13 protein-coding genes are annotated in these 18,446 nt (G+C 59.1%); 9 read left to right on the top strand and 4 right to left on the bottom strand.

The features are described from left to right. The first annotated feature begins 63 nt into the window (after positions 1–63). Positions 64–1,707 (top strand): chaperonin GroEL, encoded by a 1,644-nt coding sequence (gene groL / locus Q6E04_RS08245; protein WP_303250299.1) that lies wholly within the window; start codon positions 64–66, stop codon positions 1,705–1,707. A 304-nt stretch (positions 1,708–2,011) separates the two neighbouring features. Here the strand turns inward: groL and Q6E04_RS08240 are convergent, their stop codons facing one another. From Q6E04_RS08240 to Q6E04_RS08230, 3 genes are all read right to left on the bottom strand, one after another. Then, entirely contained in the window at positions 2,012–2,383 is a 372-nt protein-coding gene (locus Q6E04_RS08240) for a phage holin family protein (RefSeq protein ID WP_303250298.1), read from the bottom strand. 156 nt (positions 2,384–2,539) lie between these two features. After that, a complete protein-coding gene (locus Q6E04_RS08235) occupies positions 2,540–4,183 on the bottom strand; it encodes an HNH endonuclease (RefSeq protein WP_303250297.1) in 1,644 nt (547 codons plus the stop codon). Between the two features lie 629 nt (positions 4,184–4,812). Next, positions 4,813–6,048 carry a CaiB/BaiF CoA-transferase family protein gene (locus Q6E04_RS08230; RefSeq protein WP_303250296.1) on the bottom strand — a complete coding sequence of 412 codons (1,236 nt, stop codon included), beginning with the start codon at positions 6,046–6,048 and terminating at the stop codon, positions 4,813–4,815. Between the two features lie 240 nt (positions 6,049–6,288). Between Q6E04_RS08230 and Q6E04_RS08225 the strand changes: the two genes are divergently transcribed. Together Q6E04_RS08225 and Q6E04_RS08220 are read left to right on the top strand one after the other, a co-directional pair. After that, positions 6,289–7,533, top strand: coding sequence for a CoA transferase (locus Q6E04_RS08225; RefSeq protein ID WP_303250295.1), 1,245 nt, complete (start codon positions 6,289–6,291; stop codon positions 7,531–7,533). A 163-nt stretch (positions 7,534–7,696) separates the two neighbouring features. Continuing rightward, positions 7,697–8,974: an MFS transporter gene (locus tag Q6E04_RS08220; protein WP_303250294.1), complete on the top strand. Its 1,278-nt coding sequence runs from the start codon at positions 7,697–7,699 to the stop codon at positions 8,972–8,974. Between the two features lie 271 nt (positions 8,975–9,245). On the opposite strand, the gene Q6E04_RS08215 is transcribed toward Q6E04_RS08220, so the two are convergent. Continuing rightward, a complete protein-coding gene (locus Q6E04_RS08215; protein ID WP_303250293.1) occupies positions 9,246–10,016 on the bottom strand; it encodes an Hsp70 family protein in 771 nt (256 codons plus the stop codon). Positions 10,017–10,224: 208 nt separating this feature from the next. On the opposite strand from Q6E04_RS08215, the gene Q6E04_RS08210 reads away from it, so the two are divergent. The 6 genes from Q6E04_RS08210 to Q6E04_RS08185 all read left to right on the top strand — a co-directional run bounded on the left by Q6E04_RS08210 (position 10,225) and on the right by Q6E04_RS08185 (position 18,283). Further along, complete coding sequence (locus Q6E04_RS08210; RefSeq protein ID WP_303250292.1) at positions 10,225–11,487, top strand: MFS transporter; 1,263 nt, start codon at positions 10,225–10,227, stop codon at positions 11,485–11,487. Between the two features lie 132 nt (positions 11,488–11,619). Further along, positions 11,620–13,707, top strand: a complete 2,088-nt coding sequence (locus tag Q6E04_RS08205) for an FAD-dependent oxidoreductase (protein ID WP_303250291.1) — start codon at positions 11,620–11,622, stop codon at positions 13,705–13,707. 111 nt (positions 13,708–13,818) lie between these two features. After that, entirely contained in the window at positions 13,819–14,586 is a 768-nt protein-coding gene (locus Q6E04_RS08200; RefSeq protein ID WP_303250290.1) for an enoyl-CoA hydratase/isomerase family protein, read from the top strand. Between the two features lie 10 nt (positions 14,587–14,596). Further along, positions 14,597–16,174 carry a class I adenylate-forming enzyme family protein gene (locus Q6E04_RS08195; protein ID WP_303250289.1) on the top strand — a complete coding sequence of 526 codons (1,578 nt, stop codon included), beginning with the start codon at positions 14,597–14,599 and terminating at the stop codon, positions 16,172–16,174. Between the two features lie 87 nt (positions 16,175–16,261). Beyond that, positions 16,262–17,437, top strand: a complete 1,176-nt coding sequence (locus Q6E04_RS08190) for an acyl-CoA dehydrogenase (protein ID WP_303250288.1) — start codon at positions 16,262–16,264, stop codon at positions 17,435–17,437. Between the two features lie 48 nt (positions 17,438–17,485). Next, complete coding sequence (locus tag Q6E04_RS08185; protein ID WP_303250287.1) at positions 17,486–18,283, top strand: TIGR03084 family metal-binding protein; 798 nt, start codon at positions 17,486–17,488, stop codon at positions 18,281–18,283. The last annotated feature ends 163 nt before the right edge of the window (positions 18,284–18,446 follow it).

The raw sequence follows: 18,446 nt of genomic DNA, 5'->3' as shown, positions 1-18,446 counted from the left end.
CGCCATTTCCACGGCGGACGGCACATGCATCGTCCGCCGTATCACACGAAGGAGTGAATCGTCATGGCAAAAGATATTCAGTTCGATACCGACGCGCGCGGCGCGCTTGCCGCAGGCGTCACCAAGCTGGCTGACGCGGTCAAGGTGACCCTCGGCCCCAAGGGCCGCTATGTCGCCCTCGAGCGCACCTACGGCGCTCCGCTGGTCACCAACGACGGCGTTACCGTGGCCAAGGAAGTCGAACTTCCCGATCCGGTCGAGAACATGGGCGCTCAGCTCGTGAAGGAAGCCGCCACCAAGACCAACGACGTCGCGGGCGACGGCACCACCACCGCCACGCTGCTCACCGACGTCCTGGTGAGCGAGGGTCTGCGCAACATCGCCGCAGGCGCCAACCCCATCTCCATCCGTGCGGGCATCGAGAAGGCCGCCGCTGCCGTGGTCGACGCCATCGCCACCGACGCGATTCCCGTTTCCACCAAGGAGCAGATCGCTTCCGTCGGCGCCATCTCCGCACGCGACGACCAGACTTCCGACGGCGTGGGCGAGAAGATCGCCGAGGCCATGGAGGTCGTCGGCAAGGACGGCGTCATCTCCGTCGAAGAGTCCCAGACCTTCGGCATCGAGATCGAGGTCGTCGAGGGCATGCAGTACGAGCGCGGCTACATCTCTCCGTACATGGCCACTGACATGGAACGCATGGAGGCCGTCCTCAAGGATCCCTTCATCCTGCTGACCGACCAGAAGGTCTCTTCCATCCAGGACGTCATGCCGATCCTCGAGCAGGTCAGCAAGACCGGCCGCCCGCTGCTCATCGTCGCTGAGGACGTCGACGGCGAGGCTCTGTCCACCATCCTTCTGAACCGTCTGCGCGGCACCTTCACCTGCGCCGCCATCAAGGCCCCCGGCTTCGGCGACCGCCGCAAGCGCATCCTCGAGGACATGGCCATCGTTACCAACGGCCAGGTCATCGCGAAGGACTTCGGCCTGGTTCTCGGCGAGGCCCAGCTGAATATGCTCGGCCAGGCCAAGACCGTCAAGGTCACCAAAGACTCCACCGTCATCATCGATGGCGCAGGCGACAAGCAGGCCATCGCCGATCGTTGCGACCAGATCCGCGCCGAGCTCGAGCACGTCGACTCCGACTTCGACCGCGAGAAGCTCAACGAGCGTCTGGGCAAGCTCTCCGGCGGCGTTGCCGTCATGAAGGTCGGCGCTGCTACCGAGTCCGAGCTCAAGGAGAAGAAGAGCCGCATCGAGGACGCCCTGCAGGCAACCCGTGCCGCTGTTCAGGAAGGCATCATCGCAGGCGGCGGCGTCGCTCTGGTCGATGCTATCCCGGCTCTCGACGCTGTCGAGTGCGCCAACCACGACGAGCAGGTCGGCGTCGACATCGTCCGCAAGGCCCTCGAGGCTCCGATGCGCACCATCGCCCAGAACGCGGGCATGGAGGCTGGTATCGTGATCGAGAAGGTCAAGGCTTTGCCTAAGGGCGAGGGTCTGAACTTCGCTTCCGGCGAGTACGGCAACATGATCGAGATGCAGGTTTCCGACCCCGTGAAGGTCACCCGCACCGCTCTGCAGTCCGCGGTCTCCGTCGCCGGCCTGATTCTGATCACCGAGGCCACGATTTCCGAGATCCCGAAGGACGGCCCGGACCTGTCCGCTCTCGCCGCAGGCGGCCAGGGCGGCGGCATGATGATGTAAGCCCTCTCCGGGTTTGCTGATTCGGCGAAACGCCATACATATGCTTACGAAAGGAGTCGCGCTACGGCGCGGCTCCTTTTTTTGTCGTACGGCGCTATGGGCGGGAGAGATGGGCGTATTTGCGAAGTCCGAAGCCCACCATGCCGACGTACGTCGCTAATGACCCTTCGATGCGGCAATTCGGTTCCTTCACGACGGCGGCCCCTGCGAATCGGTGCAGGGGCCGCCGTTATTTCGAGATGTCGTCCGGGCTTTTGATATGCAGGGCAGATACGTCCGCGCATCAAAACGAGAAGAAGAATGATCAGTCTTTCGCTCCCGTGATGCCGCCGACGATCGAGCCGACGATGCTGATGACGATGCTCGCCACGAAGGCGCTGCCGAAGCTCGAGATTTCGAACCCGACGTTGAACAGCCCGTTCGCCATCCAGGATGCGACGTAGAGCACGAAGGTGTTCACCACGAGGTAGAAGATGCCCAGGGTGAGCACCGACACCGGCAGGCTGAGCACCTGCAGGATGGGCTTGAGCGAGATGTCGAGCAGGGATAGGAACAGGGCCAGTACTGCGACGCATGCCCAGGTTTCGGTGGTCGGAGCCACCTCGATGCCGGGCACGAGCCAGACGGCCGCGGCCACGGCGACGGCGGTCACGAGGCAACGGAGGATGAAGTTCATGATTGCGCTCCTTTCAGGTACGCGGTTTCGTGCCGGCGTCGCACCCGCGGCGCCGAATGGCGGGTTTTCGTGCATCCGCCCGCCTCTGAGAGACCGCCGATCCGCTTCTGGCGGCTCGGCATCCCGTTACGGCCAAGGGTAACGCATCGACTTGCGTTATGCCTGTTCCGATTCCGTTTCGTTGCGAGAATCGACGACCGAGATGCATTGGCGGAACTTGCGTGCATGCACGGTCTTTTTGAACAGCGGCTTGGAGGCTTCGTCCACGAGCAACTCCCTGAGGCAGGCGGTCTCCACCGCGTCGTCTTCGGCGGCGATTCGCTTCACGCAGTCCTTGACCACCTGGTGCAGGGTGCCGAGCATCGAATGCACGGGCGCGGGAATCTCCGCGCCGGAATCGCGGTAGGCCTGCACGATCGTCCTGATGCCGCTGAGCGACGCGTCGAATGCGGCGACCGCGTCGGGACAGGTGAGAAACGGCTTCAGGGCGCGATAGACGGGTTTGGCCGCCTTGCTGGCCTCCTTCTCGTCGACCGTGTGCTCGGCGTTGTCGGCCTGCACCGTTTTCAGGAAGACGTCCAGGCTTTCATCGAGACGCGCCCTGGACGCCGCCCAATCGACGGGGCGTTCGGGTTTCGCTTCGTCGCCGTCGTTTTTGCGCGCGCGGCTGCGTTTGGGGGCTTTTTCCCGGTCGGCGTCGTGCGAGGGCGCATCGTCGGCTTGCGTGCTTTTTTCGGGTGCAGTTTCGCGCTTTTCCTCGGAGCCGCTTTCGCCGTGCGCTTCGGGTTCGGATGCATTTTCACTTGCCGTCGAGCCGTGGCTCTTCTTGCGCTTGCCGCGTCCGCGACGCTCGCCGGTTTCAGGCGTCTTTTCTTCCACGGCAGCGTCGGCATCGGTGGAGACGTCGGCGGCTTCGCCGTTTTCGGCGGATTCGGCCGCAGCCTGGTCGTGGGGCGTATTGCGGCGGACGGCCGCGTCGTCGCGCTCGCGTGCGTCTTCGGTCGCCTCGGGCCGTGCGTCTGCCTGGATGCGTTCGTCTTCGGTTTCGCGCCCGGGCTGCTCCGTTTGTTGTTGCTGCTGCGCTGCTCCCGAGCGGCCCTTGCCTCCGCGCTTGCCGCGACGGCGTTTCTTCTTGCGCGGCTCGGCGTCCTGGTTTTTCGTCTCGGGCTTCAAGGCCACATGGGCGCCGGCGTACGTTTCGGGCCCTTCGCCTTCGGCTTCGCAGCCCGCCGGCGCGTCGACGATGCGTTCGTCGGGAAGGCCGCTGAGCGCACAGGGTCCAAGGTTATGGATGCGCAAGTGCTCTTCGTGATCGACTATCATGAGGTTGGCCACGCGGTCGTCGGTGCGATAGCCGTTGATGTGGTGGATTTCGTGGTCGGTGTCGCCCTTGCGGAAATCGAGCCAGGCCATGGCCACCAGCATGGAGCGGTACACGCGTTTTTTATGCGTGCGTCCATCCCTGCCGCGCCCGCGCGAATCCTCGGGCTTGTACATGATCTGATAACGGCCGTTCGCCAGGGTCATTTTCACGGGATTGCCGTCGATATGCTTGACGTTGCCCTTGTCGGAAACCAGGAACGGCGTCATGCCGCAATAGATTTGGCGCCATTGTTCGGGCTCGGCCGATTCGAGGTAGTTCACGGCGTCTTTGGCGCGCTTGAGCCTGCCCGAGCCGTTGACGCGCCAGCCACTGGGGTGCAGCGAGATGCGGTCATCTTCTCGGACGAATTCGACGGGGCGGAAGCCCTTGCAGTACAGCCAGATGATTTCGAAAAACGTGCGAATCGGGGAAGACACCGATTCTCCTTTCAAGGTTGAGCGTGAAAACATCCATTGTAGCGCGGTGAGGCGGTGAAGGCGTGGTGTTTTCGCATGCGCAAGGATTGCTGGGCGCGTTTTGCGCAGCTTTGAGGTTTGCTCAACCTTGCAGGTGAAAGGGTCCGCGGACTCGGTCATGTGCGTGCCGTACGTTCGACTCTTAGATGCCGCTTGGGCGGTGTACGACGAGTTTTGAGCTGCGACCTGGTGGAGTTTGGTTGCGACGAACGGAGGGGCGTTTGATTTCCGAGCAGGAAGGTGACCGGTTTTTTTTCTGGGCGGATAGCGAGATTCCCCCGCCACGTCTCCTTGCGCTGTGGTTTGCGCGCTGGCGTTTTGCGAAATTCTTCGTGCGAGGGGAAGCGGTCGGACGCCGTCGCAAAGGAGGATGCGGCGGCGTCCGACCGAAGGCCGCCAGGGCCGAAAAGGGAAGAGAGGCTGGCGGCGTGGAACTTGGGGCGAAGCTCCACAAGAGAGGAGGGCGGATACAAGGGGATGGCACCCACCCTTCTCGATGGGCTTCTGACCTGCGGGAGGCAAGCCCATCGAGAAGGGTGCCGCAGCCGCTCGCCGCGCTCGCGCGCGGCTGAGGCACCTGCGCTAAACATTTATCCAATCGGCGAATGCTCTTGGCGGATGGTGCCCGCCTCGTAAAGGGCGGCGATTTCGGCAGCGTCGCAGCCGAGCGAGTGCAGGATTTCCTCGTTGTGCTGTCCGACGAGCGGCATGCCCTTGGCGATTCTGCCAGGGTTGTTCTTGAGTTTCGGAACCACGTTCACGCCGCGGACGGTACCTTCGTCGTAGGCGTTCTTCCATTCGGTGAACGATTCGCGTGCCTGATAATGCGGGTCGGCTTCGCAATCGGCGAATGTATAGATTCTGCTGCACGGAACGCCCGCACCAAGCAGAATCTCTTCGGCCTGCGCGCCTGTGTGCGTGGAGAAGAAGTCTGCAAGCGCTTCTTCAAGCTTGTCGCCCGCGGGGGTTCCCATGCCGCACAGACCCATGCCGTCGTAGAACGGCTCTTCATTGATATCGAGGCCGAGCGTTGCAAGGGCGTTGCGTACGACGCCCGCGCCGAGTATCAGCACGTAAAGCGCAACGCCGTCTTTGCAGGTGTAGGCGCCGTATCCAGCGGAACTGGTGGAATGCGACCCTTCGCGTTGCGGCAGCACCCCGGTGTTAAGGTAGTTGCATACGTAGAAGCCCGAGCAACGTAGCATTGCCTCGTACTGGGCGATGTCAATGCTTTCGCCCTGGCCGGTTTCCCGCGCGCGATGAAGCGCCGCCAGGGCACCGACGATGCCGAAGAGGCCCGTGAAATAATCAGAAGGCTGGGGGAATGCGGGAATGGGAAGACGGTCGGGGAAGCCGTTCATTTCCATGTATCCCGAGAATGCCTGGCCGATGCCGTCGAAGCTTGCACGTGTCACATACTCGGGAACGCCCGTCTGGCCGAATCCGGAGATATGGACGATAACGAGCGACGGATTGATCTCCCAGAGCGCTTCGTCGGACATTTCCCATTTCTGCATCTGTCCGCCGCGAAATCCTTCGACGAGGATGTCGGCGTCTTTGAGGAGCGTGAAGAACAGTTCGCGCCCTCGGCCTTTGCGCACGTCCATACAAAGGGAGCGGGAGTTACGGCGGTCCATCTGTGTGCCCCAGCCGCCGAGCACGGGGTTGGGACGTGAGGTGTCGCGGCCTTTGGGGTTTTCGATTCCGATGACATCGGCGCCCAAGTCTCCAAGCATTGCGCATGCGAAGGGCCCTGCAATCGCTTGCGAGAGGTTCAGCACGCGCACGCCTTGCAGCGGCCCGAATGTCGAGGTTTCTTCAGCCATTGATTCTCCTTTTACTCGAGCGGATAAAAGACATAAAGCAAAAAGCATGCCTGTTCCGTGCGGATGTTCCTCGGCCGACGTGCGGCGAAGACTTCCTGGCAGATGCGGACCGGGTGCTTCGTTTCGCTTGCGCATAAATCGCACAGGACGTTGCACCGGCATGCTTATTGCTTGCCTTCTGGCGGAATCGCTCGCGCTCGAATCGGAAAGCGGGCGGCGTATCGTCAAGGAGGTTTGCACATGAAAGCGGCTGATCGTCCTCAGTTTGGCAACTTGCAGAGCCTGAAGGTCATCAATGCGGCGTCGGTCATTGCCGGCCCGTTCGTCTGCGGCCTGTTCGCCGAACAGGGGGCTGACGTCATCGAGCTGGAGAGCGTGATTGCTCCCGATATGTACCGCATGTACGGCGACGCATGGTCTGCGGAGCGTCGTAACCAGCGCATGATGACGTTGAACATTCCCACTGATGAGGGTAAAGAAATTCTTTTCCGCCTAATCAAAGACGCCGATGTCTTGGTGGAGTCTTCCAAAGGCGGCACGTGGAAGAAATGGGGGCTGACCGACGAGGTTTTGTGGGAACACAACCCTGCTCTGGTCATTCTGCATATTTCCGGCTTCGGTCAGACGGGTGATCCCGATTACATCAAGAAGGCCTCGTTCGACCCGATTGGCCAGGCGTTTTCCGGATATGCGAGCCTCAACGGCTTTCCGGGCACGCCTCCTTCGGTCACCAAGCCGTTTACGGGCGATTATATGACCGGTCTCATGGGCGCTTGGGCAACCCTGGCGGCTGTCATCCGCGCGCGTGAAACAGGAGAAGGCGAATCGATTGACTGTACGCAATTCGAATCGCTCGTGCGCGTTCAGGGCGCGACTCTTTCTGACGGCATCAATCATGGCATCCAGCCTACGCCGATCGGCAATGAGGATTTCGTCGGCGCATGCGCTGGATCGCAGAAGTGCAAAGACGGCTATGTCCAGGTTGCCGTGGGCGGTACCGGCCCTGTGCGCAAACTGGTCGAATTCTTCGGTTTCGCTGAGGACCCCGATTTCCAGCCGCTGGGCACCTATCCGTCCATTACGCGTGCTCCAGGATGCAAAGACATCAGCGACCCGCTGCCCGCCCGCGCCGCCAAATTCCGTGCGGCGCTTGACGAATATTGCCTTTCTCATACGGTTGATGAGGTGAATACCCAGTTCAGCTCCATGGGCGTGCCTGTTTCTCCCCATATGACCTACGAGCGCATGCTGCATGATCCCCAGTATCAGGCGCGAGAGGTGTTCGTCGAATGCTACGACGAGGTAACCGAAAAAACCGTGAAGCAGGTGAACATGTTCCCCAAGTTCGCTAAGCATCCCGGCCGAATCGTGCGCGGCGGCGCGAAGTACGACGCCGATACGAAAGACGTGATGGAAGAGCTCGGCTATAGCGTCGAAGAAGTGGCTGCTCTTTATGAGAAGGGCGTGCTCAAGGCCGATAAGTAGGCAGCACTGCTATTGGAGCGGCCTTTATGGGCCGCTCTTTGCCCTCGTCCATTGGCAAAAACAGTGTCTTCGGGGCCTGTTGCAGCAAGCCGCTTCGGCACGGTTTTTGCTTGTTGGCTAAACGAGCTCTTTGCAGGGGGCTCGAAAGAGACAAGGAGAAAAAATGGGAACTACTAACGCCAAGGGCAGCAATTACGCCTGGGCGATCGCAATCGCCTGCATCGCGTTTTACGCTGTTCCGCTGGGCTTCATGGCGAACCATGCCGGTTTGTTCCTGACGCCCGTCATCAACGAGTTCGGCTGGTCTCAGACCGAAGCATCTCTGTACATGTCTATTCAGCCTTGGGTGGCCGCCATCTGCACCCCTATCGCTGGCAAGCTGCTCTCCAAATACAACCCGCGCTGGATCATGACCGGTGCCGCAGCGGTGTTCTCGCTGTCGTCTTTGGCCTGCGCTTGGTTCACCGCGCCATGGCAGTGGCATCTTTACGGCGTTCTTTACGGTGCCTCCGCAGCGTTTTGGATGTATATCGCCACGCCGACCATGGTCAATCGTTGGTTCGCCAAGAGTAACGGCACCGTGCTTGGCGTCATCGGCGTCGTCTGCTCGTTGCTCGGCGCAATCATGAGCCCCATCATCGGTGGCTGGATTACCGCATACGGCTGGCAGACCGCTCGTATCATCTGCGGCATCATCACGGCCGTTCTTTCCATCGGCCTGACCGCTGCGCTGCTGCGCGAGTCTCCCGAGAAGATGGGCGTTTTGCCGTGGGGCTATGGCGAGACCTCCGAAGCCAAAGCCAAGGCTGCTTCCAAGTGGGAAGTCGGCCCCGAGGACGGCTGCATGCAGAAGCAGGCTGTGAAAAGCCCTGCTCTGTGGGGTCTGATTCTGATGGCCGGCCTGTTCGTCATCTCTGCATCCTTCATTCAGCAGGTTGCCCGCTACGCCAACGTGAACGCTGCGTTCGGTGCCGAGGCTGCCGCCATCGGCGCTATGGCCGTTTCGATCGCTATGTACGCATCCATCGCGGGCAAGTTCGGCTTGGGCTGGATCGCCGACCATTTCGGCGCCAAGGTTTCCGGCATCACCGCTGGTGTGCTTGGCCTTGCCGGTGCTGCCGTTATCATGGTGAGCGGCGGTTCCGTGATGATGTTCTATCTTGGTGTTGCGTTCTTCGGCTTCGGCTATGCTGCCTTGAATATCGTTCCTCCCATGACGTGCCGTCAGGCGTTCGGCCAGAAAGACTACGCGAATATCTTCGCTATTGTGGCAACGGGCCTCAACGTGTTCTCCGGCTTCTCTGCTCTGATTTATGCGACCCTGTTCGACGTCACGGGCGGTTATCAGGCGGCTATGGTCATGATGATCGTTTTCTATGCCGTCATCATCGTGCTGTCTTTGAGCATTGTTCCTTTGGGTCGCAAGCTCTGGGTCAAGTAGGATTTTCTCGCGAGAGCGACATCGTTTGCCGAGGCTGCAAACTCGGCTTGATCAAAGGCCGCCCTTCGGGGGTGGCCTTTTCTGTGGTTGAGGTGACGGGCTTGGGGTGCAAGGCGCAGCTTTGGTGAATCGCCTGGGCGTTTTGTGGTCGGTATGACGGCGCCGAACGCGCCAGGGGGGGGCGTTGGCGGTTCGTAATACGAGAAGGCGGCTGGTCAGACATCGAGCCGACCAGCCGCCTTCTCCTAAGATTGTTTGGGTCTGTCGAATGCTATCTATACCACCCCATGACCTGAGATTGCAGTGTTTTCAGATGAGGAAGCGATTCTTTCAGCGCCGCTGCGTCTGCGCGGAATTGCTCGATAGATCCGTCGTCGAGCTTTTTGATTGGAGAATTAAGCGTTTTACAGAGACGATTCACGGTTTTGTTGTGGGAACGCTTTTGGGCAAAGGTCATTTTCTTTTTCGCCGCGGCATAGACGTCTGCTATCTCGGAGATGAAAAGCCGAGCCTCGTCGCTCTCTTCGATGTAGGCGCGCCATTTTTCGTCGGTGCATTCGTTGGCTTGCGCATCGGCGATGAGCGATTCAATGTCTTGTTTCGTGATTCGTTCGCGCATGTCTGATACCGCACCTTTGTCCACCATGCGGTCGAGGTTGTTCGAGCCGACGGAAAGCGTTGCGCCGTCCATGCCGACGAGGACGTCGAGCATGGGAAGTCCCTGGTTCGACCAGCGTATTTCGCGCAGACGAACTCGTCCTATGGTCATGTTGTCTTTTGCAAGGGGCCTGTTGCCGACGACAAAGTGCATTTCTACCGCCGTTTGGTAGGCGGCGGCCGTCGAGTACATCTCGTTATGGCGAAAGGGGATTTTCTCGCCTCGCTTGACGATCGGCTGCATTCGTCCGTCCGGCAATTCGATGCCGATATCGACGGGGAGCTTACCTTCGGCTTCGAATGCGATCCTGACGGAATTATCGGGTGTCAGGCGCTTGAACTCGCCTTCGGGGGCCTTGAATCGAGTCTTTTTCTTTCGCGTCATGGCAGCCCTCCTATCTGCATCGGCGTTTCTCCTCTTTAAGCAAAAATCCTGCCGGCGGCGGTCGGCTTTCGCGCTTCGACGCTGCGATGCCCTGTGGGGCGTTGTCTTCTTGCGTGCGGGGTCGGCCGGCACGGATTTTGCTTTTTTTTGCTTTCAACAGCCTTTTCAAGGGGAAACGGAAAAGGAAGCACAAGAGAGAGGACGGGCAATGTCGTCTAAGGCAACGTTGAGCGGCTCGGTATGGGCTTGGCTCGTTTTGATCGGCTGCATCGGTTTTTATTCCATTCCGACAGGCATTATCGCTAATACATCGGGCATCTTCGTCGCCCCGGTCATGGATCAGTTCGGATGGAGCCAAACCGACACCACCATGTATCGCACCATTCAGCCGCTCGTGTCGGCTTTGTGCGCACCTCTTGCAGGCAAGCTTATGGAGAAGTACAACCCGCGTTGGATCTTGGCCGGCGTGTCGCTTGCGTTCGGCCTGGCGTCGCTGGCGAGCGCCTATGCCACCGAACTGTGGCAGTGGAATCTTTACGGCGTCGTGTTCGGTGCGACCGCCGCGTTCTTCATGTATCTGGCAGCACCCGTCCTGATCAACTTGTGGTTCAAGAAGGGTGCAGGCATTGCGGTTTCCATTTCTGCGGCGACGTTGAGCCTGCTTGCCGCCGTTGCAAGCCCGGTGGGCCAGGCGCTTATTAATGCCTACGACTGGCAGACCGCTCGTATGATTCTTTCTCTTGCGACCACCGTTTTGTCGGTGATTCTCACGGTGGCGTTTGTGCGTAAAAGCCCGGCCGTCATGGGTGTTCTGCCGTTCGGTGCCAGCGATGACCCCGCTATCGACGATGCAGAGGAAGCTGCTCAAATGGAAGACGAAGGTGCCACGATGGAACAGGCGCGCAAGTCTCCCGCTCTGTATACGCTCATCCTGGTTGCCGGTATCTTCGTGATGTGTGCGGCGTTCTTCCAGCAGATTCCCGCGTTCTGCGCACACGGCGCCCTTGGTGCCGAAGTCGGCGCCATGGCCGTATCGATCATCATGGTGGGCGGCATTGTGGGAAAGCTGCTGCTGGGCGCCCTTAACGACAAGATCGGTATCCAGTGGACGGGCCTTATCGCTACGGTCGGTGGCGCGCTGGGCATCGCGCTCGCATGGCTTTCGGGCACCAACGTTGCCGTCTTCTATGCGGGCATGGTGATTTTCGGCTTCGGTTATGCGGGCTTGACCGTTATTGCGCCCATGCTGGCGCGGGCGGCGTTCGGATCGCGCAATTACTCGCAGATTTATTCTTGGGTATCGACAGGCATCTTCGTGGCGACGGCCATCTCGTTTGTCGTGTACGGCATGATCTATGACACGACCGGCTCGTACGACCTGTGCTTCGTCATCGTCATCGTGCTCTACGCCATCGCTGCGGCGATGATTCCCTTCACCATCAAAAAAGCCCAGTCTATCTGGAAAAAGTAACGTATGCGCTTGCGGGGCTGCGTGCATTCGAATCGCGCGGTCCCCTGGTTTGGCCTCGCCTCGGCGTCTGTGGGCGCCATGAGCTCGAGGTGCATTTGTAACCATCTTGCCGAACGAAAAAGGAAGGTCTGCATGAGCAAGGAATACCCCATTCTCGGTTCGCCTTTGAAGGTGAACGGCGTCACGTTGAAGAACCGCATGATCACTACGTCGATGTCTCCTGGTCACGGTTATGCCGATAACGGAAAGGCGACGCGTCGTCTGGCGAACTATCTGGAGGAGCGCGCCGAAGGGCAGACGGCCATGATCATCCAGACCATTTGCCCCTGGAAACGCGTAAGCGACGAAGGGGTGCACCCGCTGCCTTCATGCTATGGCGACGAGTGCATTCCCAACCTGAAAGAATTCATGGTCGATCCCGTCCATAAGCATGGCGGCCTGATTTGCGCGCAGCCATATTTTGTGCATGACTTCAAACCCGAATCCGACGAGAAGGAGAGCCCTTACGGCCCGTCGGATATCGCCATCCTCAAGTTCATGGGCGGCTTCAAGGCCATGACGCTCGAGCAGATCGAGGAATTCAAGCAGTGTTACTTCAACGCCGCCCGCGTATGCAAAGAGGCGGGCTTTGATGCGATCGAGGTCATGGCGGGCGTGGGCGGTATTTTGAGCCGTTTCATGTCGTGCGCTACGAACAATCGTACCGACCAATATGGAGGTGGCCTTGAAAACCGTGTTCGTCTGACGGTCGAGGTCTTGCAGGGTGTGCGAGAGGTTGTCGGCCCCGATTACCCGATTGTGGTGCGCTGGAGTCCGGTCGACTTCATCAAAAGCCCTGCGGGAGAAGGCCTTACTATCGAAGAGTCCCTCAAAATCGTTCCTATGTTGGAAGAGGCGGGCTGCGACCTTCACGACCTTGCTGTCGGTTGGCACGAGACGAGCGTCCCCTTGACGGTTAAGGGAATCGAAGACGGGCATTGGACGTGGATTTCCGAGAAGATCAAGACGGTTGCGAAAAAGCCTGTTGCACAGGGCTATCGCAACACCGACCCGACGGTGATGGAGCAGAACCTCAAGGATGGCAAACTCGATGTGATTGCCGGCCTGCGCTACAGCATCGCCGACCCCGCCCTTCCGCGTAAAGTCATGGAAGACCGCACCGCCGACATGCGCAAATGCATCGTGTGCTGTCGTTGCATCGACGACGTGGTCAGCGGCGGCAAGCCGCTGTGCTATTGCGGCGTGAATCCTCGTTTCGGCGAAGAGCTCGACCACGCGCCCTATCCTGCGGCCGAGGTCAAAAAGAAGGTCATGGTAGTCGGTTCGGGTCCTGCAGGCATCAACGCCGCCGTGGCCGCAAGCGAGCGAGGCCATGACGTCGATCTGTATGAAGCAGGCCCTCGTCTGGGCGGCTGCGTGAAGATGAGTGCGATTTTCAGCCCCTACCATGAACGTTATCTGACGTATATGAAGCATCTGGTCGAGACCCATCCTGCCATCAAGGTGCATCTGAAGACGCCTGTTGATGTGGAAGTTGTCAAGGCTGCAAAACCTGATGCCGTGATTGTCGCCGTGGGCGGCGATGTGCTGGGTCTCGACGTTCCCGGCGCCGATGGCAAAAACGTCATCCAGTCGCATGCATTCTTGGAGATGCTCAACGGACAGAAGCCGAAGGCGAAGGGCGCTTTCAACAATTTCATGTGGTGGGGCGCCACGACGGTTTTGAAATTCCACTACACGCCGAGTTTCGCTCGTTGGGCGACGAGCGCTATGAACTGGCCTATCAGCAAAAACGTCGCCATCATCGGCGGCGGTTTGCCCGGATGCGAGTTTGGGCACTTGTGCATGGAAACGAATCGTACGGCGGCGATTATCGAGGAGGGCAAGCGTATCGGCTACGATGTCAGCCCTTCGGAGCGCTTCGGTTTGACCAGTGCGTTCAAGAAGGCCGAAAACGTGTCGTTATATCCGTTGACCAAGGTGACCGAAATCACCGAGGAGGGCGTCAAGGGCGTTCAAAGCGACAAGGAAGGCAATAAGACCGAAGTGTTCGTTCCCGCCAAGACCGTGGGTGTGACGCTTGGCTTCAAGCCGAACCATGGACTTGCCGATTCGCTCAAGGGAATCGTGAATGAGGTTTATCTGGTGGGCGACGCGAACGAGCCTCATCGCATTGCCGATGCGACGAAGGCGGGCTATGTGGCAGGTTGCGCGGTCTAGCCGCAAGCTGCTTGATTTCAGCGGAGTGGCCTGACGGCGGACCGGAGTCGACAGTCGCCGGGCCGCTTCCTGGCCTTCATCCGTTTTGATTTCGTTTGAAAGGAGCATGGTGTGTCTGCGGATCACGATGTGGTGTATATGGAAAAGATTGGCGATGGCGTCGCTGTCATCTGCCTGAATCAGCCAAAGAAGAAAAATGCCGTCAATGCGCGCATGATGGAGCTTTTAGACGCTTTCCTGCAGGAGACGGACGAGGACGAGGACGTTCGTGCCGTCGTTTTGCGTGGGTCGGGGAACTGCTTCACGAGCGGCGGCGATCTGAGCCAGGATTCCGCCGAGGAGCATACGCCCGAACGTGCCCGAAAGACCTATCGCAAATACTGCCGTGCGATCACCACACTGCGCAGCATAGCCAAGCCCGTGATTGCCATGGTCGATGGGTACGCAGTCGGCGGGGGGTTTGCTCTTGTTCTGGCGAGCGACTTGGTCTGCATCTCCGAAGAGGCCACTATCATCCCCGCATTTTGCCGGATCGGCATCGCGCCTGAAATGGGGGTCGTCAAATTCCTTCCTGAATTGGTCGGCCAGCAGCGTGCTAAGGAAATCCTCTTTCTTGGAGAGCGCATAAGCGGCAAAGAGCTTTTCGAGCTCGGCATTGCCAATCGTGTTTGTCTTTCGAGCGAGCTCGAAGAGGTCGCCTACGGCCTTGCCCGCCGTGTAGCGAGCATGCCGGACGCCTCTATCCAGGTTGCCAAGGGTATGGTCAATTCGCTTTCCGACACGGACCTTCAGGCCTCTTTGTCCATGGAGCAGACGGCGTCGCCGTTTTGCACGACGACGAAGGCGTATGCCGCCACGATGGCGAAGTTCGCGAAATAGAGGCGCACCCATGAAGGAATATCGCAATGTCATCGAACCGTTTCTTGAGCAGGCTCGCCTTCATCCGAAACGCGTCGCCGCGGTTTGCGGTTCGATCGAGATGACATACGAAGAGCTTGATGTTTTGGTATCGAAACTCGCCCGCGCGTTTCGCGATCGCGGCATTTCCGCCGGGGAAAAGATCGCCTACCTGATGCCGAACAGCATCGAGTTGGTGGCCGTGTATTTGGCGATTCAGCGTATCGGAGCCGTGGCGGTTCCGCTGAACTACCGATTGATTTCGCGCGAGATCGCGTTTCTGACGAACGCGGTCGATGCATCGCTTCTCGTCTTCGATAAAAGCTTCACGGACAAAGTAGAGGCCGTGTTGCGTGATTTCGACGCGGAAGTCTCCTTGATGGCGGTGGGTGCGGCCACGCCGTTTGCTCCGCGTCTGATCGACCTGGCCGAAAACGCGCATACCCCCGAGGTCGAGGTGTTCGGGAGGGGAGGCATTTCGCGCATTCAGTTCACGGGTGGAAGTACGGGCCTTCCGAAGGGGGCATGCCGTTCGCATGAAGCCGACCTGGTCGAGGTGCATGCGGTTATCGCATCGAACCTCATGGGCGAGATGGAGCATCCGGTGGTGCTGATTCAGTGCCCCCTTGAGCACCATGGGGGCCACAGCTGGTTTTTGGCGGCATTGTCGGTCGGGGCGACCTTGGTCATCTGCGGAAAATTCGACCCCGACTCCATTCTCGACCGGATCGAGGCATACGGCGTGACCCATATGATCCTTCTTCCGCCGACGACGTATACGCGCCTGGTTCAATGCGAACGTCTCGAAACCTACGATCTGTCGTCTGTTCGCATCGTGCAAAGCGCGGCGGGCGGCATGACGCCCGAAATCATCGAGGGAATTTACGCTGCGTTTCCGAATGCCGAGGTCAATTACGGATGGGGTCAAAGCGAAAGCGGTGTGGGAACCACGATGCGCATCACGCGCGAAATGCTTGCCAAGCGTGTTCCGTGGCTCGACAGCATCGGCAAACCGATGGAAACGTTGCAGATACGCATCGTCGACGATGAGGGAAATGATGTCGCCGTCGGTGAACCGGGCGAGGCGATCGTAAAGACGCCCGCCCGCATGCTGGGCTATTACGGCCAGGACAAGCTTACCCATGCGGCCTTCACGCGTGACGGATGGCTGCGTACCGGCGACATCATGGTCCGAGACGAACAGGGCTACTACTATCTCAAAGCGCGCAAGAAGGACATGATCAAATCGGGTGGCGAGAACGTATTCATCAACGAGGTACAGACTGCCATTCTGCGTAATCCCCGTGTGGCGGATTGCGTGGTCTTCGGCACGGACGATCCGGTGATGGGCGAGGCGGTGGCTGCCGTCGTACAGCCGAAAAATGGAGAGAAACTGACGCAAGAGGAAGTGCAGGATTCGTGCAGACGATACATCGCCAGCTATAAGAAGCCACGCTACGTGGTGTTTGTCGACGATTTGGGGCGAGATGATGCGGGAAAGGTCAGGTTGTCCGAGGTGATTGACTACTTTGACGCTCATGTGGAAAAAGGCGTCGACGGTCTTCGCTAGGCTGCACGACATTGCCTGCGCCGGTCGGCACGATATTTGCTTGACAGAGATGAGACAGGGCAGAACCGATTCGACGAAAGGATTCCGATGGATTTCAAATTGACCGAAGAGCAGGAGCTTTTGCTCGAAAGCGTCGATGAGCTCATGGAGCGCTATGGAACCGAGCAGTATTTCAAGGAATGCGACGAGAAACATGAGTGGCCGAAGGAATTCACCGATGCGCTGCTCGAGAACGGCTTCCAGATGCTCGGTGTTGACGAGAAATTCGGCGGCACGCCGGTGGACGTACAGACGCTCATGCTGGTTTCCGAGCGCATCTGCAAAAATGGCGCCCCGATTTACGTATACGGCAATCTGTGCGCATTGAAGGACATGACCGAGTATGGGACGCCCGAGCAGCAGGAGCAATGCTTCGCCGAGGTCATGGCGGGAAATCCTGGCTTCGTTCTGGGCTTTACCGAGCCGGGCGCAGGCTCTGACAGCTCGTCTTTGGCGAGCACGTACACGCGTCGCGACGGCAAGGTGTATCTCAATGGCAACAAGTCGTTTATGACCAATGCGGTTAATTCGAAGTACATGCTCTGTGTCGCTCGCAATGCCGACGACGACCCTGAAGACAAGGCAAATCGTACCAAGTTTTCGATGTGGTGGGTTCCTCTGCGTGACGAAGAGGGCAACTTGACGCCGGGCATTTCCATCGAGCCTCTTGAAAAGATCGGCTGGAACATGGGCAACACCTGCGAGCTGCACATGGAAGACGTCGAGCTCGAGGAAAGCGCGCTTGTGGGCGTCGAGGGTAACGGCTTTATGCAGGCTATGGTGAATTTCGAGGTCGAACGCCTACTTGCCTGCGCGCAGAGCCTCGGTGCTGCCGAATGTGCGTTCGAAGACGCCGTGCGCTACGCCACCCAGCGCGTTCAGTTCGGTAAGCCGATCGGGCGCAACCAGCTGATTCAGCAGCATATCACCGAGATGTACATGAAGATCGAGAACATGCGCAACTGGGTGTACAGGACGGCCTGGAAAATCGACAACGGCGAATCCGTGCAGATCGATTCCGCCGTCGCAAAATACTACTGCGGACGTGCCGCATTCGAGGTGTGCGATTCGGCGATGCAGGTCATGGGCGGTATCGGTTATACCAAGGACTGCCGTATCTCTCGTCTGTGGCGCGATCAGCGTGTGTACCGCATCGGCGCCGGCACCGACGAAATCATGGTCCATATCGCGGGCCGCGCTATTCAGAAGCAGTACCAGAACTAACGCAACGGATGCCGAAGGCTGTTTCGGCATGATCGATGGGAGGAAGGCATGGCAGAGATATTCGATCCTATGGGCGACCTGATCGCCGAGCAGGCCCAGGTGGATATGCTGGTTCAGGATTTCACCGAAGACGACTGGAATAAAATGGCCTCGTATTGCACCACGTGGAAGCTCAAAGATGTCATTGCTCATATTGCGTTTTTCGACTACTGCGCTGCAGAGCTTCTCAACGGTCGCGGCGAAAGCGTGAATGCGGTTGCTGACGCGTTTTCCGATCAAGACGACCATTTCCATGTTATGCGATGCCAGGACATGACCGGCGCAGAGATTCTTTCCTGGTGGCGCGAGCAGCGCAGCATCATGAACGCCGCTTTCATGGAGGGCGGCCCGAAGAGTCGCGTGCCGTGGGCTGCGGGCATTCCGCCGATGTCGAACCGTTCGCTCGCATCGGCGCGTCTGATGGAACTGTGGGCGCATTCCGTCGACATTTATGATGCGCTCGGCATCGACCCTGTAGTGAAGGACCGCATCACATCGACGCTGTTCCTTTCGTGGCAGGGGCGTCCCAACATGTATAACGTCAACGGTCTCGAGTTCGACCCCGAGATGCCGATGTATCTCGAATTGACGCTTCCTTCGGGCGAAGTTTGGGCGAAAGGCGACCCTGCGTCCGAAAACTTCATCAAGGGGTCCGCGAAAGAATGGGCGCTTGTGGCGATTCGTCGTCGCAATTGGATGGACACCGACCTTGAGGTCGTGGGTGATGCTGCGCGTACTTACGCATCGATTGTGCAGACCTATGCCGGTCCTGCCGATCCGGCGCCCGAGGCGAAAAGGCAGCGTTAGGAAGCAGCCGACGCCAAGGTTGATGCGACAGCTTGTGTTTTCATGAAGAAAGCGGAGCGTTTTAGCCAACGCTCCGCTTTCGTGTGCGTGACATCGTCCTTGTGCGCTGTGCTTGGTTGCTTGTTGCTATGGTTGAGGGCTCGCCCGCGGCGGCTTTGGAAGG

The organism is uncultured Slackia sp. (assembly GCF_959608125.1).
Lineage (GTDB): Bacteria > Actinomycetota > Coriobacteriia > Coriobacteriales > Eggerthellaceae > Slackia.
Note: the sequence above shows the minus strand (reverse complement) of the source record. Positions and strands in the feature narration are given on the sequence as shown.

Excerpts from the sequence above, each read along its gene's own strand:
- groL (WP_303250299.1), top strand. The coding sequence starts at position 64 with ATGGCAAAAGATATTCAGTTCGATACCGACGCGCGCGGCGCGCTTGCC.
- Q6E04_RS08240 (WP_303250298.1), bottom strand. The coding sequence starts at position 2,383 with ATGAACTTCATCCTCCGTTGCCTCGTGACCGCCGTCGCCGTGGCCGCG.
- Q6E04_RS08230 (WP_303250296.1), bottom strand. The coding sequence starts at position 6,048 with ATGGCTGAAGAAACCTCGACATTCGGGCCGCTGCAAGGCGTGCGCGTG.
- Q6E04_RS08225 (WP_303250295.1), top strand. The coding sequence starts at position 6,289 with ATGAAAGCGGCTGATCGTCCTCAGTTTGGCAACTTGCAGAGCCTGAAG.
- Q6E04_RS08220 (WP_303250294.1), top strand. The coding sequence starts at position 7,697 with ATGGGAACTACTAACGCCAAGGGCAGCAATTACGCCTGGGCGATCGCA.
- Q6E04_RS08215 (WP_303250293.1), bottom strand. The coding sequence starts at position 10,016 with ATGACGCGAAAGAAAAAGACTCGATTCAAGGCCCCCGAAGGCGAGTTC.
- Q6E04_RS08210 (WP_303250292.1), top strand. The coding sequence starts at position 10,225 with ATGTCGTCTAAGGCAACGTTGAGCGGCTCGGTATGGGCTTGGCTCGTT.
- Q6E04_RS08205 (WP_303250291.1), top strand. The coding sequence starts at position 11,620 with ATGAGCAAGGAATACCCCATTCTCGGTTCGCCTTTGAAGGTGAACGGC.
- Q6E04_RS08195 (WP_303250289.1), top strand. The coding sequence starts at position 14,597 with ATGAAGGAATATCGCAATGTCATCGAACCGTTTCTTGAGCAGGCTCGC.
- Q6E04_RS08190 (WP_303250288.1), top strand. The coding sequence starts at position 16,262 with ATGGATTTCAAATTGACCGAAGAGCAGGAGCTTTTGCTCGAAAGCGTC.
- Q6E04_RS08185 (WP_303250287.1), top strand. The coding sequence starts at position 17,486 with ATGGCAGAGATATTCGATCCTATGGGCGACCTGATCGCCGAGCAGGCC.